This is a genomic window from Streptomyces sp. PCS3-D2 (genome assembly GCF_000612545.2).
Taxonomy (GTDB): domain Bacteria; phylum Actinomycetota; class Actinomycetes; order Streptomycetales; family Streptomycetaceae; genus Streptomyces.
This window is the reverse complement of sequence record NZ_CP097800.1, coordinates 2,304,028-2,320,513: the sequence shown is the minus strand read 5'-3', so window position 1 is coordinate 2,320,513 and position 16,486 is coordinate 2,304,028. Positions and strand designations below refer to the sequence as shown.

Below are 16,486 nucleotides of genomic sequence, written 5' to 3'. Positions count from 1 at the left end.
AGCCCACCACCGTCCGGCCGGCCCGAGCAACTGCATTAGCCTCACCAGCGTGAACGACAGCCTCACCAGCGTGAACGACGACCTCACCATCTACACCGGCAAGGCCGCCCCCGACGCCGCCGCCGACCGCGGCTGGCTCCTCGGCCACTTCAAGGACCCGGCCGATCCCCGTCACAGCGAGGACGTGGAGATCAAATGGGGGGTGCACCCCCGGGGCGAACGGCGGGAGCGCTGGGCGACCGCCGAGAAGCGCACCGCTCTGCTGGTCCTGATCAGCGGACGCTTCCGGCTGGAGTTCCCGGGCCGGACCGTCGTCCTGGATGAACAAGGGGACTACGTGCTTTGGGGCCGCGGCGTCGACCACTCCTGGTACGCGGAGGAGGACGCGGTCGTCCTCACCGTCCGCTGGCCCTCGATTCCCGGCTACCGGGTGGACGAGCCCGGGGACCGGGCCGACGCTCCGTCCCCGGAGGCCCACGGCCGGGCCCCCGCCGGGATCTGAGTTCCCGCGCACCCCCGGCCCTGCTGTGATGATGCACACGAAAACGACCAACGATCACGAAACGTTGAGATCGTGGGGGTTGCAGACCATCTGGGCCGAACCGCGGGGCGACCCTCCGGGCCTTCGGCCGGGCCTTCACGAGTTCACGCGTTCTTTGCGACGGGCTGTCTCCCGGTAAAGATCCGAACCCACCAGGGAGCACGTCCGTTGGCAGTCTTCGCGCGGTGGTGCATGCGCCACCGCCTCCTCGCCGTCCTGATCTGGCTGCTCGCCCTCGGCGGGACGGCGGCGGCCGCAGTGACCGCCGGAGCGGCGTTCTCCAACAACTACGAGGTTCCCGGCACCGAGTCCGGGAAGGCGAACGACCTCCTGCGGGAAGGCTTCCACGGACAGGGCGGCGATACCGACACCATCGTGTGGCGGGCCCCGGAGCATCAGAGCGCACGCACCCCGGACATCGAGCAGCGCATGACCCGGGCACTGGACGCCGTCGCCGCACTGCCAGGTGTCGGGTCGGTCGCCGGACCCTACGGACCCGGCCCCGAGAGTGCCGCGCGCATCAGCCCCGACGGTCGCACGGCCTACGCCGTGGTGACCTTCGACCAGCCGGCCGACTCCGTACCCGGCGAACAGGCCCGGGCGGTCGTCGACACCGCGAAGAACCCCACCACCGAGGCAGACGGACTCCAGGTCGAGCTGGGCGGCCGCGCCATCCAGCTCACCGAGGCGCCGACCGCGCACCTCGCCGAGGTCATAGGCGTGGCCGTCGCGGCCCTCGTCCTCTACCTCGCCTTCGGCTCGCTCGCCACGAGCCTGCTGCCCATCGCGACCGCCCTCGTCAGCGTCGGCACCGCCTACTTCGGCATCACCCTGCTCGGGCACGCGATGCCGGTCGCCGACTTCGCCCCGATGCTCGGCACCCTCATCGGTCTCGGCGTCGGCATCGACTACGCGCTGTTCATCGTCACCCGGCACCGCAAGGGCCTCGCGCGGGGCCTTCCGGTGGAAGAGGCTGCGGTCGGCGCCGTCGCCACCACCGGCCGGGCCGTCGTCTTCGCCGGTGCCACCGTCTGCATCGCACTGCTCGGCATGCTGGTACTGCGGCTGAACTTCCTCAACGGCGTCGCGATAGCCGCGTGCGTGACTGTCGTCCTGACCGTCGCCGCCTCGGTCACCCTGCTGCCGGCACTCCTGTCCTTCATCGGGATGCGCGCCCTCTCCGGCCGTGAACGCCGCAGGCTCGCCGCCGAGGGCCCGCAGCCCGACCGGACCTCCGGCTTCGCCGCCCGCTGGTCCGCCTTTGTCGAGCGCCGCCCCAAGCTGCTCGGTGCCGTCGCCACCACCGTCATGGTGGTACTGGCCCTGCCCACCCTCTCCCTGCACCTGGGCACCTCCGACCAGGGCAACAACCCCGCCGGCTCCACCACCCGGCAGGCCTACGACCTGCTCGCGGAGGGCTTCGGGCCCGGTGCCAACGGCCCGCTCACAGTCGTCGCCCGCCTGGACGGCGCCGGAGACCGGCTCGCCGTGGACCAGCTGGCGCAGGCGCTCCGCACGACGCCGGGCGTCGCCTCCACCGGTCCCGCCGTCTTCAACCGCAGCGGCGACACGGCCGTCCTGACCGTCGTACCGGATTCCGCCCCGCAGTCCAGGGCCACGAGCGACCTCGTCGACACCCTCCGCCAGGACGTCGTCCCACGCGCCGGCCAGGGCAACTCCATGGAAGTCCACGTCGGCGGCGTGACGGCCGCCTACGACGACTTCGCCGAGGTCATCATCGGCAAGCTGCCGCTCTTCGTCTCCGTGGTGATCGCCCTCGGCTGTGTGCTGCTGCTGTTGGCCTTCCGGTCCATCGGCATCCCGCTGAAGGCGGCGGCCATGAACGTCACCGCCGTCGCCTCCTCCTTCGGCGTCGTCGTCGCGATCTTCCAGTGGGGCTGGGGCAGCGAACGGCTGGGCCTGGGCAGCGCCGGCCCCATCGAACCCTTCCTGCCCGTGATCATGGTGTCCGTGCTCTTCGGCCTCTCCATGGACTACCAGGTGTTTCTCGTCAGCAGGATGTACGAGGAGTGGCTGGAGACCGGCGACAACAGGCGAGCCGTACGCGTCGGCCTCGCCGAGACCAGCCGGGTCATCAACTCGGCCGCCGTCATCATGATCTCCGTCTTCCTCGCCTTCGTGCTCAGCGGCGACCGGATCATCGCGATGTTCGGCATCGCGCTCGCCGCGGCCGTCGCCCTCGACGCCTTCGTGCTGCGCACCCTGCTGGTTCCCGCCCTGATGCACATGCTCGGCGGCGCCAACTGGTGGCTGCCCGCCTGGCTCGACCGGCGACTGCCCCGGATCAGCATCGAGCCCCCAGAACACCGACCGCATGCGAAACTTCCGGCACAGCGGTCCGGCGTCGTCCCCGCCACGAGCGAGGACGACGCCGAGCCCGCGCCAGCCTCCCGGTGATCCGGCGTACCGCCGCACGAGACCCAAGGAAGAAGCCGCATGTTCTCGATAGACCTCGCCGAAGGCGCCCAGCTGTTCCCGCTGGAGGCCCGGCACGCGGAGGAGTTCTACGCGCACATCGAGCGCGGACGCGAGTTCATCGGGCAGTACGTCGGCTTCCCGGACCGGTCCCCGGATGTCGACTCCGCCAGGGACTTCCTGGCCAAGTACGCCGTGAAGGCCGGTGAGGACGGCGCCCGGTTCTTCGGCATCCGCCTCGACGGCACCCTCGTCGGCGGCGTGCTCTTCCCCAACTTCGACGCCGCCGGCGGGAACTGCGAGATCGGCTGCTGGCTGGAGCCCGCCGCGGCCGGCCGCGGCCTGGTGACCAAGGCCTGCCGGGTCCTGATCGACTACGCCTTCGCCGAGCGTGGCATGCACCGCGTCGAGTGGCACGCCGCCACCGGCAACAAGAAGAGCCTCGCCGTCGCCGAACGCCTCGGCATGACCCGCGAGGGCGTCCTGCGGGAGAACTACCTCCACCGGGGGGTCCGCCAGGACACCGAGGTGTGGTCGATCCTCGCCCGCGAGTGGGCGGACGCCCGCACCTCCTGAGGCACGCAACCCGGGCCCCGCCGGCCGCGGGGTCCGGTACGGGCACGGCCACCGGATCCTCAGGCAACTCTCAGACGCGACCCCTACGGTGCCCCGCATGGACACCACGAAGACCCCCGCCCCGAACGCCGCCGAGGCCGACACCCCGGTCGGCCCCGACACGAGCGGGACCCCCCGGGCCGCCGCTGCCCAGGCCGACGCCGGCCCTGCCGCGACGGCCGACCCCGCCACGGCGCTCGCCGGCTCCGAACTCGACGACGAGCTCGACGACGACTTCCGCGAGGAGGAAGCCGACGCGGAGCAGCCGAGCCAGGTCGGCTCCGCTGCCTTCGCGATCGTCTCCGCCGGTCTTTCCGTGGTCGCCCTCAGCGGGAGCTGGGTCGCCGGCATCGTCTCCGAGCGTGCGAGCATCGCCGCCCGCCTGGAGTTGAGCCAGGCGGCCGACGCGAACGCGCAGATCGCCGCCCAGTTCGTCAACCCCTGGCACACCACCGCGATGGTCAACGGCGTCTTCTCGGCCCTCGCCCTGATCATCGCCACCTTCGTGCTGGCCCTCCCCGCCTTCGGCACCCCCGAGCGCACCCTCCCCGCCTGGGTGCGGTCCGTCTCCTGGGCCGCCATCGGCCTGGGCGCACTCGGAGTACTGCTCTTCGTCCTCATGTACTTCGACCTCCTCCTGGCCGTCCCGAAGGCGGCGGGGTAGGGCCCGTCCGGCGGATCGCGGCCCCGGCCGCCGCACAGGCCCCGGTCAGCGCCTTAGACGCCCCCGGACCGTCCCGCGCACCGCGCCCGGGACTAAGGACTCCGGAACCCCGCGGATGCGGCATGCGACCGATGTGCCGGTACCCCCTGGGACGCGAATCTCGGATCACACCGATCGAGGTGCCGGGAAACACGACCAGGGAGTACGAGATGTTCGAACACGAGATCGCCGCAGCCGCCCGCACCGCCGACCTGCTCCGTGAGGCCGCCGCGTACCGGGTGGTCCGCGAGGCCCGGAAAGCGCGCGGCGCCTCCCCGCGCGGCCACGAACCCCGGGAACGGGTGACAGGGTCCGGACCCCGCGGCACCCGCTGCGCGCCCCGGCCCGCGTGAACCGGCGAGCGATGCGGAGCAGACCCGTATCGGGTGCCGCCGGCCGGGGACTCTGTGCGATGCTCGGCGACGTGGAGACCAGATCTGTCAGCCCGGTGTTCGTCGGCCGCGCCGACGAACTGGCCGTACTCACCGGTGCACTGACGCGCGCAGCGGTCCGGGAACCGCAGGCGATGCTCGTCGGGGGAGAGGCCGGGGTCGGCAAGACCCGCCTCACCGAGGAGTTCCTCTGCGAGGCGGACCGGCGGGGCGCCGTCGTCGCCGTCGGCGGCTGCGTGGAGATAGGGGCGGAGGGACTTCCCTTCGCCCCGTTCTCGACGGCGCTGCGCACCCTGCACCGGCTGCTCCCGGAGGAGATGGCCGCCGCGGCCGCGGGCCAGGAGGACGAACTCGCCCGGATCCTCCCCGAACTCGGCGACACCCCCAGGGGTCCGCACGACGAGGAGAGCACCGCCCGGCTCTTCGAACTGACCGCCCGGATGCTGGAGCGGCTCGCCGCCGACCGGACCGTCGTCCTGGTCCTGGAGGACCTGCACTGGGCGGACACCTCCACCCGGCACCTGCTCTCCTACCTCTTCCGCACCCTGGGCAGCGGGCGGCTCGTCGTCGTCGCCACCTACCGCTCGGACGACGTCCACCGCCGCCACCCGCTGCGCCCGCTCCTCGCCGAACTCGACCGGCTCCGCACCGTTCGGAAGATCGAACTGTCCCGCTTCAACCGCGCGGAGGTGCGCCGCCAGCTCGCCGGCATCCTCGCCGCCCAGCCCGACGAGGACTTCGTGGACACGGTCTTCGACCGGTCCGACGGCAACGCCTTCTTCGTCGAGGAACTCGTCGCCTGCCAGGAGAGCGGCTGCCGCACCGGACTCACGGAATCCCTGCGCGACCTCCTGCTCGTCCGCGTCGAGATCCTCCCCGACGAGGCCCAGCGTCTGGCGCGCACCGTAGCCGAGGGCGGCTCCACCGTGGAGTACCCGCTGCTGCGCGCCGTCGCCGGGCTCACCGAGGACGAACTGATCGAGGCGCTGAGGGCCGCGGTCGGAGCCAACATCCTGCTCGCCACCCCGGACGGAGACGGCTACCGCTTCCGCCACTCGCTGGTCCGCGAAGCCGTCAGCGACGACCTGCTGCCCGGCGAGCGAGCCCGGGTCAACCGCCGCTACGCCGAGGCGGTGGAGGCCGACGCGCACCTGATCCGGGCCGAGGAGCGGGTCATCCGGCTGGCCAGCTACTGGTACACCGCCAACGACCCCGCCAAGGCGCTGCCCGCCGTACTGGCCGCCTCCGTCGCGGCCCGTCGCCGCCACGCCTACTCCGAGCAGCTGAACCTGCTGGAACGGGCGCTGGACCTGTGGGACAGCGCCCCGCAGGAGGTCCGCGAGGACCTTCGCCCGGCCGACTACACCGACGTGTACCCGCCCTGCGGCTGCGACCCGGCCACCACCCCGCTCCGTCGCCTCGACCTGCTCGCCGAGGCGACCGTCGCGGCGCGCTACGGAGGAGAACGCGAACGCGCCCTGAAGATCACGAAGACGGCGCTGCGCCTGCTGGAGGAGCACCCCGACCCGCTGCGCGCCGCGTGGTTCTGGACCGAACGCTCCCGCCTGGTCGCCTCCCTCGGCCGCGGCGACGGCTGGGAGGAGATAGCCAGGGCCCAGGAGCTCGTCCGGGGGCTGCCCCCGTCCCAGGTGCACGCCGAGGTCCTGGTCAGGGCAGCGAGCTGGGGCATGCTCCACAAGCCGGGACCGGGCAACCTCGCCGCTGCCGAACGGGCGGTCGAGTACGCGCGGATGGTCGGCGCGGCCGAGACCGAGCTCAACGCCCGGATCACGGTCGGCGCGCTCCTCACCGACGCCGGTGACGGCCCGGGGGGCCTCGCCGAGATGCACGCGGTCCGGGAACGGGCCACGGAACTCGGTCTGGCGCTGCTGGCAGGACGTGCGCATATCAACCTCACCTCTCACCTGGAAGGCCTGGGGCGGTCCCGTGAGGCCGTGGAACTGTGCGAACAAGGGGCCGAACTGGCCCGGAGGTCGCGGCTGCTGGACACCGAGGCCTGGGTGTCCGGGAACATGGCCGAGAGTCTCTACAGCCTCGGCCGCTGGGACGAGGCCGCCGAAGCCGCCCGGTGCACCCTGCAGGTGGGCCAGAGCGCGGCCCCGCGCGGCTCCGCCTCCGCACGGCTCGGCTACCTCGCCCTGGCGCGCGGCGAGTTGACCGAGGCGACCCACCAGCTCGCCACCGCCCACGCTCACTTCGGCACGCACGAGACCCAGCCCCAGCACCGGATCCCGCTGCACCGGCTGGCCATCGGGATCGCCGCGGGGGAGGGCCGGATCGCCGACGTCCGCGCCGAGACGTCCGCCGCCGTGGACCACGGCTTCCCGCTCGGGCACCACCGCTATGCCTGGCCCCTGCTGCTTGCGTCCGCCTCCGCCGAGGCGGACGCCCGCGGGCTGCCCGCCGCCGGAGCCGGCCGCGCCGCCGCCCTGGAGGTGCTGCGCACCGCCGCCCGGACCCTCGCCACGCCGGCTCCGGTGTGGACCGCCCACGCCGAGTACCTGCGGGCCGAGCTGCTGCGGGCCGAGGCTCGGGACACCGTCGCCGACTGGCGTGCCGTCGAGGAGTCAGTCGGCCCGTTGGAGCGCCCGTACCTGCTGGCCCGCGCCCGCTACCGGCTCGCCGAGGCGCTGCTGGCCGCCGGCGACCGGGAGCCGGCGGCCGCGCTCCTCCGTGAGGCCCACGCCACCGCGGACCGGATCGGCTCACGCCGGCTGAGCGAGGACCTCGCCCTACTCTCCCGGCGCGCCCGGATCCCGCTGACCACCGACGCCACACCCTCTACGGATCCCGAACCGCATCCGGACCCGGCCGAGGCCCTCGGCCTGACCAGCCGCGAGCGGGACGTGCTGCGCCTGGTGGCAGCGGGCAGCACCAACCGTCGGATCGCCGAGGAGCTCTTCATCTCGCCGAAGACGGCGAGCGTGCACGTCTCCAACATCCTGTCCAAGCTGGGTGTCGCCGGCCGCGGGGAGGCGGCCGCCCTTGCCCACCGGCTGAGGCTCTTCACGCCGCCCGGCCCGGTCGGCCCGCCCGCGGAGGAGCCGGTCGGCGACCGCCTCCGGGCTCCTCGCCCCGGCGGGTGAGCCCCCTGCCGGATCCGGGGTGTGCCGGCCCGCCCGGGCGCCCCGCTCACCGCACCGTCAGCGTCAGGATCCTGTCGTCGCCCGCCTCCGGCGACCCGCGCCCGTCCGTCTCGCTCGTGACCAGCAGCAGCCGGTCACCGCCGAGAGCGATCACCGTCCGCAGCCGGCCGTACTCGTCCTGCAAGAACGCCTCGGGTTCGGCGACCGGCTGCGTCCCCGACAACGGGATCCGCCACAGCCGCGCCCCCCTCAGCCCGGCCATCCATATCGACCCCTCGGCCCAGGCGATACCGCTCGGCGAGGCCTCGTCGGGCTTCCACACCGCCACCGGGTCCCGCATGCCGGGCCTGCCCGCCTTCCCCTCGGCCTCCGGCCAGCCGTAGTTCGCTCCGGGCTCGATCAGGTTCAGCTCGTCCCAGGCGTTCTGGCCGAACTCGGCCGCCCACAGCCGCTTGTCCTTGTCCCAGGCGAGGCCCTGCACATTGCGGTGCCCGTAGGAGTAGACGACCGAATCGGCCTCCGGATTGCCGTGCACCGGATCGCCGTCCGGGGTCATCCGCAGGATCTTGCCACCGAGCGACTTCAGGTCCTGCGCGAGACCGGTGACACCGGTCTCGCCCGTCCCCGCGTACAGCATCCCGTCCGGGCCGAAGGCGATCCGCCCGCCGTTGTGGATCAGCCCCTTGGGGATCCCGCGGAACACGGTGTCCGGAGCGCCCAGTTGCTGCCCGGGGGGTCTTTGCTCGTCATACCGCAGCCGTGCGATCCGGTTGTCGGAGGCGGTCGTGAAATAGGCGTACACCAGACGGTCCGAGGCGAAGTCGGGAGACAGCGCGAGGCCCAGCAGTCCGCCCTCGCCACCGGGATCCACGCCCGGGACCTCACCGATCTGCGTCACCGCACCCGATCCGGCCGTGACCCGGCTGATCGTCCCCTTGTCCCGGGAGGCGACCAGCAGATCGCCGCCCGGCAGCGGGGCCACACCCCAGGGCGATTCGAGGCCCTTGGCGGCCTCGCCGGTGACCGACACCGCCCCCTTCGCGGACGGCCCGGACACCGACGGGGACGCGGCCGCGGTCCCCGACGGTCCGGGCGAACCGGTCCCCGCCGCCGTCGTGCCCGGTGGGGAACCGCCCCGCCCGGTGTCCGGGGCGCCGTCCGGAGAGCATCCCGCCGCGAGCAGCGCCCCGCACCCGGCCAGCGCGACCGCCGCCAGCACGCTCCGGCGCCGCGCGCCCCGCCCCTCGGACCCCGCCTGCCCGGGAGAACTTCCGTATCGCATCGCCCTGCTCCCTTCCGGTCCTCCGATCCTGCCCTTCACCCGTCTCAACAGCCGGGGCAGTTCCCGAAGTTCCACCACTCGTACACCCGATCGAGTGGGTTTGGGCGGTCAGTCCCAGGCTCCCACGTCCACCGGAAGGTCCGCGATCTCGGCCAGGTCCGCGGCCGTGAGCCGTACCTGCGCCGCCCGTGCGTTCTCCACCGCCCAGTGCGCGCGGTCCGCGCCCGGCACCGGCACGACCTGCGGCCCCTGGGCCAGCACCCAGGCCAGAGCCACCTGCGCGACCGTGACCCCGGGACCGTGCCGCCGCGCGACCCGCCGCAGCCCCGCCACCAGCACCTGGTTGGAAGCCATCGCCTCCGCCGTGAACCGCGGGTGCCGGGCCCGGACGTCCTGCGGCTCGAAACCCTCGCCCGGTGTGAGTGTGCCGGTCAGGAAACCGCTGCCCAACGGCATCGCGGCGAGGAACCCCACCCCGCGCGCCGCACACCACGGCAGCAGTTGCCGCGCCGCGTCCGGCGACCACACCGACAGCTCCGCCTGCACCGCGCTCACCGGGAACACCTGCTGCAGCCGCTCCAGGTGGCGCAGCGTCGTCCGGTAGCCGCGGTCACCGCGCCGCCCCGCCCCCGGGCCGGCACCGGCCCCCAGTGCGCAGAAGCCGAGCGCCCGCACCTTCCCCGCGCCCACCAGCTCCGCCATGGCCCCCCAGGTCTCTTCCACCGGAACCTCCGGGTCGACCCGGTGCAGCTGGTAGAGGTCTATGACGTCCGTGCGCAGCCGACGCAGCGAGGCGTCGCACGCCCGCCGCAGGTACCCGGGCCTGCCGTCGGCCACCACGTGCTGGTCGCCCGCCCGCAGGCCGACCTTGGCCGACACGAACGCGTCGGATCGCCGCTCGCGCAGCACCCGTCCGAGCAGCAGCTCGTTGGTGAACGGCCCGTACACGTCAGCGGTGTCCAGCAGGTTCGACCCGAGGTCCAGCGCCGCGTGCACGGCGGCCAAAGACTCGTGCCCCCGGCGCCGAGAAGGCGCGTACGCCCAGCTCATCGGCATACAGCCGAGGCCGACGGCGCCCACCCTCAGCGCCCCCGCCCCGATCGACCTGCGCTCCACCCCTGCGTCCCCCTCCGCTCCGGGCCACCAAACTAACGGCTTGATCAAGACGGCTTGGCATAGCCTCGTGATCATGACTGCAACGCCCCGGGACGTCTGGCTCCCCTTCCCCGCCGAAGAGGTCGCCGGCCTCCCCGACTCCTTCCGGTACCGCCAGTGGGACGGCGAGGACGCCTTCCCGGCCGATCCGGCCGACTGCGTCTTCTACGTGGCCCCCTACATGAAGTCCGCCGGGGTCGCCGTGCGCCCGCTCGCCGAGATGCCCGCCGTCGAGGTCGTCCAGACCCTGACGGCCGGAATCGACGACGTGCTGGGCCGCCTCGGTGCCCTGCGCCCCGGCGTACGGCTGTGCAACGCCGCAGGGGTCCACACGGCCAGCACCGCCGAGCTGGCCCTCGCGCTGACCCTCGCCTCCCTGCGCGGCATCCCCGGTATGGTCCGCGGGCAGGACCGCGAGGAATGGCGCTCCGGCTTCTACGACGCACTCGCCGACAAGTCAGTTCTGATCATCGGCTACGGATCCATCGGTTCTGCCGTCGAGGACCGTCTCGTGCCCTTCGAGTGCGGGCGGATCGATCGCGTGGCCCGTGCGGCGCGGACCACCCCGCGGGGCCCGGTGCACGCCGTCGCCGACCTGCCCCGGCTCCTGCCGCACGCCGACGTGGTGATCCTCGTGACCCCCCTGACCGATGCCACCCGTGGTCTGGTGGGTGCCGAGTTCCTCGGCCGGATGAAGGACGGGGCCCTGCTCGTGAACGTGTCGCGCGGCCCCGTCGTCGACACCGGGGCGCTGCTCGCGGAGGTGGCGTCGGGCCGGCTGCGCGCGGCGCTCGACGTGACCGACCCGGAACCGCTGCCCGCCGGCCACCCGCTCTGGCACCTGCCGAACGTCTTGATCACGCCTCATGTCGGGGGCAGCAGCTCCGCGTTCGAGCCGAGGGCCAAGCGCCTGCTGGCACGCCAGCTCACCCGCTTCGCCGCCGGAGAACTCGTGGAGCACACCGTACTGATCACAGGATGACCCCCCCCTTTGCGTACGCTCCGCAGCCATTCGAATGCGGGCGGTCGCCACAACTCCCCGCGCGGTAACGGAGAGTAGAGCAACTATGTCCCTGAGTGACGAAAGTGGTGTATCGTCCGGAAGAAGGGGCTGCGCCACGAACGTCTGGCGCTGGGGAGTGATCGGACACTTTGGGGGGCGACGGGCGATGCACGGCCAATGGACGAAGGATCCGATGCGGCACAGCCGCCGGAAGCGACGCTGCCGCGACTGGACCGCGCCGGAACCAGCCGGCGAGGGGGACCGGTGAGCACCCAGGGGGCGGCGCTCCTGGACCGGCCGTCCGTATCGGGCGGAGGCAGGAGCCTGGCGATGCAGCTTGTCCTCGCCGTCGTCAGCGGCGGGTACGCCGTCGGTGCCGCCCTCAACTGGGGGTCCGAGGAACTCGCCGAAGTCATGGGCGACTTCGGACTCAGCGCGGCCGGACTGCTCGCCGCCGTCTCCTGCTACAGCTACGCGCGCACGATCGACACCCGCGAGCGCCCCGCCTGGCTGCTCTTCGCCTTCTCCTCCCTCATGGGCGCCTGCGGCAACGCCGTCTGGGGCTGGTACGAGGTGATCCTCGGCGTAGACGTGCCGAAGCCCTCGCTCGCCGATTTCGCCTTCCTCTGCTTCGCCCCACCCGCCATCGTGGGCCTGCTCGTCCTCGCCAAACGCCCGGTCACCCGCGCCGGCTGGGTGTGCCTGGGACTCGACTCCTGGCTGATCGGCGGCTCCCTGCTCACCCTGTCCTGGAGCCTCGCCCTGGCCCACGCGGCACGGACCGCCCAATCCGGTGCCCCCGGCAGCGTCCCGCGCGCCGCACTCTCCCTCGCCTACCCCCTGCTCGACATCGCGCTCGTCTCCATGGTCCTCGTCCTGCACTTCCGGCGGAGCGAGACCAACCGCTCCGCCGTCAACACCGCCATCGCGGCGCTGGCCCTGACCGTCCTGAGCGACGCCCTGTTCACCTCACCCCTGCTGAGCGCCGAATACCAGTCCGGACAGCTCCTCGACGCCGGCTGGTTCGCCGGTTCGCTGCTGCTGGCGTATGCACCCTGGGGCGCCCGGCGCGCCCACCAGGACCCGGTGCCGGCCGGTCACCCGCGCAGGGACCGGCCGCACAGCCGGCCGATCACCGGCTCGCTGCCCGCCCTCACGCCGTACCTCGCGGCCGCGGTGTGCACCCTCGGGATCCTCTACAACGTCGTGGACGGTCGGAAGGTCGACAGGATGGTCGTCTTCACCGGGTGCACCGTCGTGCTCGCCCTCGTCATCCGGCAGGGCATCATGCTGCTCGACAACATCGCGCTCACCCAGGAACTGGCCCAGAAGGAGAACCACTTCCGCTCCCTGGTCCAGGGCTCCAGCGACGTCATCATGATCGCCGCACCCACCGGGACCCTGCGCTACGTCAGCCCGGCTGCCGCCGGGGTCTACGGCCGCGAGGCGGAGGAACTGGTCGGCACCGAACTGGCCACCCTGATCCACCCGGACGACCTCGGCAGGGTGGTCCACGAGGTGCGCCGCTTCCTCGCCGCACCACCCGCCGAGGAGCCCACCACCCGCATCGAGTGCCGCTTCAAGTCGGGCGGCGGCGAGTGGCTGAACGTGGAGTCCACCGTCAACCGCCACCAGGGCGGACTCATCCTCAACAGTCGGGACGTCACCGAGCGCGTACGGCTCCAGGCCCAGCTCCAGCACAGCGCCGAACACGACCCGCTGACCGACCTGCCCAACCGGGCCCTCTTCACCCGCCGGGTGCACCAGGCCCTCACGGGCCGCCGCGCGGGCGACCACAGCACCGCCGTCCTCTTCATCGACCTCGACGGCTTCAAGGCGGTCAACGACACGATCGGCCACCAGGCCGGCGACGAACTGCTCATCGAGGCAGCCCGACGGCTCCAGGACTCGGTCCGGGCGGGGGACACCGCCGCCCGGCTCGGCGGCGACGAGTTCGCGGCGCTGATCCAGGGCGACGGCAGTCGCGACCGCAGCGCCCGCGAGTACCAGGTCCGCGAGATCGCCGACCGGCTGCGCACCAGGCTCTCCCAGCCGTACCGGATCGGCGGCAGCGACGTTCGGGTCGCCGCCAGCATCGGAGTGGCCTTCGCCGACCCCGGCATCACCCCATCCGACCTCATGCGCAACGCGGACCTGGCGATGTACCGGGCCAAGGCGGGCGGCAAGGACCGCGTCGAGACCTACGCCCCGCAGATGCAGGCCGAGGTGGTGCGCAAGGCGGAGCTGGCGGGACGGCTGCGCACCGCGCTGCATGAGGGCGAGTTCGCCCTGCTGCACCAGCCCGTGGTCTCCCTGTCCACCGGTGAGATCGCGGCCGTCGCCGCGCAGGCCCGATGGCGGTCGGCCCAGGGCATCCTCTTCACGCCGGCGGAATTCCTGCGGGTGGCCGAGTACAGCGAGGGCGCGGCGGGCCGGGGCGCCGCCGCAGGCCCCGGACCGGACGCCTCGCGCACCGCCGAGCTGGGGCGCTGGCTGCTGGAGGAGGCTGTCGAGCAGGCCGCAGACCGGCACCGGGCCGGGCACGACGTCCCCGTGGCTGTGCGGATGACCGCCCAGCGGCTCCTGGACAGCGCGCTCCCGCTCGGCTCCGTGGAAGCCCTGCTGAACCGGCACGGCCTGCCCTCGGGGGCCCTGGTGCTGGAGCTCGCGGTGTCCGACCCCAGGGTGCCCTTCGACGACCTGGAGCGGCGCCTCGCGGCCCTGCACCGGCTGGGGGTGGGAATCGCCCTGGACGGCTTCGGCAGCGGCTACGCGGCCATCAGCGCCCTGCGCCGCCTCCCCGTGGACATGCTCAAGCTGGACCGGGGCCTGGTGGAGGGTGTGGTCGAGTCCGCCCGCCTACACAAGATCACAGCCGGTCTCTTGCGGATCGCAAACGACCTGGGTATGCGCTCGGTGGCCGATGGTGTGGACCTGTCGGAGCAGGTGGCGGCACTGCGCGCGATGGGGTGCACGCACGGCCAGGGGATGGCGTTTTCCGGCCCGCTCGACGAGTACAGGCTGCGCCGTGCGCTGGTGCGCGGTACGTTCCCAGTACCGGGCGGAGCGGCCCAGCCCGCACTGGCGGGCGGTTCCTCCGGGGGCTCGATGGTCATCCGCAGAGGCTCACATAATGAGACGCCCGTCCCACCTACTTGACATCACCCTCCCGCCAGAGGGAGGGTCAGTGCCATGCGCACCCGAATTCTCGTACTTGGAAAGCGCGTCGGCTGAAGCTGGGGCCTCCATGTCCCCGCTCAAGACACCCGACGCGCTCCCCTCGCTTGCCTCCTGGCACGAGGGGTTTTTTGTTGCACTGGCACAGAGTCGAATCCGCGTAGAACCCTCAGCTTCGAGAAGAGAATGCCGATGACCGAGCAGGCCTCCGGGGCCCACCATCCGCAGCCGCGGCCCCGTTCCGGCGGACAGCAGCCCGCCGCAGTTGAGCACGTCACGGGTGCGCAGTCCCTCATCCGCTCTCTCGAAGAGGTGGGGTGCGACACCGTCTTCGGGATTCCGGGGGGCGCCATCCTCCCCGCGTACGACCCGATGATGGACTCGAAGAAGGTCCGTCACATCCTGGTCCGCCACGAGCAGGGGGCCGGCCACGCCGCCACCGGCTACGCCCAGGCCACCGGCAGGGTCGGAGTCTGCATGGCCACGTCCGGCCCGGGCGCCACCAACCTGGTCACCCCGATCGCCGACGCGCACATGGACTCCGTGCCGCTCGTCGCGATCACCGGCCAGGTCTCCTCCAAAGCGATCGGCACCGACGCCTTCCAGGAGGCGGACATCGTCGGCATCACCATGCCGATCACCAAGCACAACTTCCTGGTCACCAGGGCCGAGGACATCCCGAAGACGATCGCCGAGGCGTTCCACATCGCCGCCACCGGCCGCCCGGGCCCGGTCCTCGTCGACATCGCCAAGGACGCCCTGCAGGCGAAGACCACCTTCTCCTGGCCGCCCTCCCAGGACCTCCCCGGCTACCGGCCGGTCACCAAGCCGCACGCCAAGCAGATCCGCGAGGCCGCCAAGCTCATCTGCCAGGCCAAGCGTCCGGTCCTGTACGTCGGCGGCGGGGTGATGAAGTCCGGCGCCACCGCCGAGCTGAAGGTCCTCGCCGAGCTGACCGGCGTCCCGGTCTGCACCACCCTGATGGCCCTGGGTTCCTTCCCCGACAGCCACCCGCTGCACGTCGGCATGCCCGGCATGCACGGCAGCGTCACCGGCGTCACCGCGCTGCAGAAGTCGGACCTGCTGATCGCGCTCGGCACCCGCTTCGACGACCGCGTCACCGGCAAGCTGGACAGCTTCGCCCCCTTCGCCAAGGTCATCCACGCGGACATCGACCCCGCGGAGATCGGCAAGAACCGCGCCGTCGACGTCCCGATCGTCGGTGACGCCCGCGAGGTCATCGCCGACCTGATCCAGGCGGTGCAGGCCGAGCACACCGAGGGGAACGCCGGCGACTACACCGCCTGGTGGAACGACCTCAACCGCTGGCGCGAGACGTACCCGCTGGGCTACGACCTGCCCGAGGACGGCAGCCTGTCCCCGCAGCAGGTCATCGAGCGGATCGGCGCGCTCGCGCCGAAGGGCACGGTCTTCGCGGCCGGCGTCGGCCAGCACCAGATGTGGGCCTCGCACTTCGTCTCGTACGAGGAGCCCCGCACCTGGCTGAACTCCGGTGGCGCCGGGACCATGGGCTATGCGGTCCCCGCCGCGATGGGCGCCAAGGTCGGCATGCCCGAGCGCACCGTCTGGGCGATCGACGGCGACGGCTGCTTCCAGATGACCAATCAGGAACTGGTCACCTGCGCGCTGAACAACATCCCGATCAAGGTCGCCATCATCAACAACGGTGCACTGGGCATGGTGCGCCAGTGGCAGACGCTGTTCTACAACCAGCGGTACTCCAACACCGTCCTGCACGCCGACGACACCGGTCACGACACGGTCGGCTCCCAGCTCGGCGAGTCCCTCGCCCCCCGCAAGGGCACGCGTGTCCCGGACTTCGTCAAGCTGTCGGAGGCGATGGGCTGCGTGGCGCTGCGCTGCGAGGACCCGGCCGACCTGGACAAGGTCATCGCCGAGGCCAACGCGATCAACGACCGTACCGTCGTCATCGACTTCATCGTCCACGAGGACGCCATGGTGTGGCCGATGGTCGCCGCCGGCACCTCCAACGACGAGGTCATGGCAGCCCGGGGCGTCCGTCCCGACTTCGGCGACAACGAAGACGACTGAGC

Annotated in this window: 11 protein-coding genes; 9 read left to right on the top strand and 2 right to left on the bottom strand. The window is 72.3% G+C overall.

Features of this window, described 5'->3' with window-relative positions; genetic code table 11:
- Window positions 1-49: 49 nt before the first annotated feature.
- The 6 genes from AW27_RS09410 to AW27_RS09385 all read left to right on the top strand — a co-directional run bounded on the left by AW27_RS09410 (window position 50) and on the right by AW27_RS09385 (window position 7,794).
- Window positions 50-502 carry a cupin domain-containing protein gene (locus tag AW27_RS09410; RefSeq protein ID WP_370466468.1) on the top strand — a complete coding sequence of 151 codons (453 nt, stop codon included), beginning with the start codon at window positions 50-52 and terminating at the stop codon, window positions 500-502.
- A 207-nt stretch (window positions 503-709) separates the two neighbouring features.
- Window positions 710-2,959 carry an MMPL family transporter gene (locus tag AW27_RS09405; protein WP_037928151.1) on the top strand — a complete coding sequence of 750 codons (2,250 nt, stop codon included), beginning with the start codon at window positions 710-712 and terminating at the stop codon, window positions 2,957-2,959.
- A 39-nt stretch (window positions 2,960-2,998) separates the two neighbouring features.
- Window positions 2,999-3,553, top strand: coding sequence for a GNAT family N-acetyltransferase (locus AW27_RS09400; RefSeq protein WP_037928153.1), 555 nt, complete (start codon window positions 2,999-3,001; stop codon window positions 3,551-3,553).
- A 97-nt stretch (window positions 3,554-3,650) separates the two neighbouring features.
- Entirely contained in the window at window positions 3,651-4,256 is a 606-nt protein-coding gene (locus AW27_RS09395; RefSeq protein ID WP_037928155.1) for a hypothetical protein, read from the top strand.
- A gap of 209 nt (window positions 4,257-4,465) precedes the next feature.
- Window positions 4,466-4,648 (top strand): hypothetical protein, encoded by a 183-nt coding sequence (locus tag AW27_RS09390; protein ID WP_157840311.1) that lies wholly within the window; start codon window positions 4,466-4,468, stop codon window positions 4,646-4,648.
- 59 nt (window positions 4,649-4,707) lie between these two features.
- Window positions 4,708-7,794 carry a helix-turn-helix transcriptional regulator gene (locus AW27_RS09385; RefSeq protein ID WP_052031260.1) on the top strand — a complete coding sequence of 1,029 codons (3,087 nt, stop codon included), beginning with the start codon at window positions 4,708-4,710 and terminating at the stop codon, window positions 7,792-7,794.
- Window positions 7,795-7,840: 46 nt separating this feature from the next.
- Here the strand turns inward: AW27_RS09385 and AW27_RS09380 are convergent, their stop codons facing one another.
- On the bottom strand, window positions 7,841-9,076 hold the full coding sequence (locus AW27_RS09380; RefSeq protein ID WP_078557017.1) for a PQQ-dependent sugar dehydrogenase: 1,236 nt from the start codon (window positions 9,074-9,076) through the stop codon (window positions 7,841-7,843).
- Window positions 9,077-9,184: 108 nt separating this feature from the next.
- The gene (locus tag AW27_RS09375; RefSeq protein WP_037928161.1) at window positions 9,185-10,192 is read right to left on the bottom strand and encodes an aldo/keto reductase; all 1,008 of its coding nucleotides are present in this window, start codon (window positions 10,190-10,192) and stop codon (window positions 9,185-9,187) included.
- 73 nt (window positions 10,193-10,265) lie between these two features.
- Between AW27_RS09375 and AW27_RS09370 the strand changes: the two genes are divergently transcribed.
- The 3 genes from AW27_RS09370 to AW27_RS09360 all read left to right on the top strand — a co-directional run bounded on the left by AW27_RS09370 (window position 10,266) and on the right by AW27_RS09360 (window position 16,484).
- Window positions 10,266-11,213: a 2-hydroxyacid dehydrogenase gene (locus tag AW27_RS09370; RefSeq protein ID WP_037928705.1), complete on the top strand. Its 948-nt coding sequence runs from the start codon at window positions 10,266-10,268 to the stop codon at window positions 11,211-11,213.
- A 285-nt stretch (window positions 11,214-11,498) separates the two neighbouring features.
- Window positions 11,499-14,393 (top strand): putative bifunctional diguanylate cyclase/phosphodiesterase, encoded by a 2,895-nt coding sequence (locus AW27_RS09365; protein WP_037928164.1) that lies wholly within the window; start codon window positions 11,499-11,501, stop codon window positions 14,391-14,393.
- Window positions 14,394-14,597: 204 nt separating this feature from the next.
- Window positions 14,598-16,484, top strand: coding sequence for an acetolactate synthase large subunit (locus tag AW27_RS09360; protein ID WP_037928167.1), 1,887 nt, complete (start codon window positions 14,598-14,600; stop codon window positions 16,482-16,484).
- The last annotated feature ends 2 nt before the right edge of the window (window positions 16,485-16,486 follow it).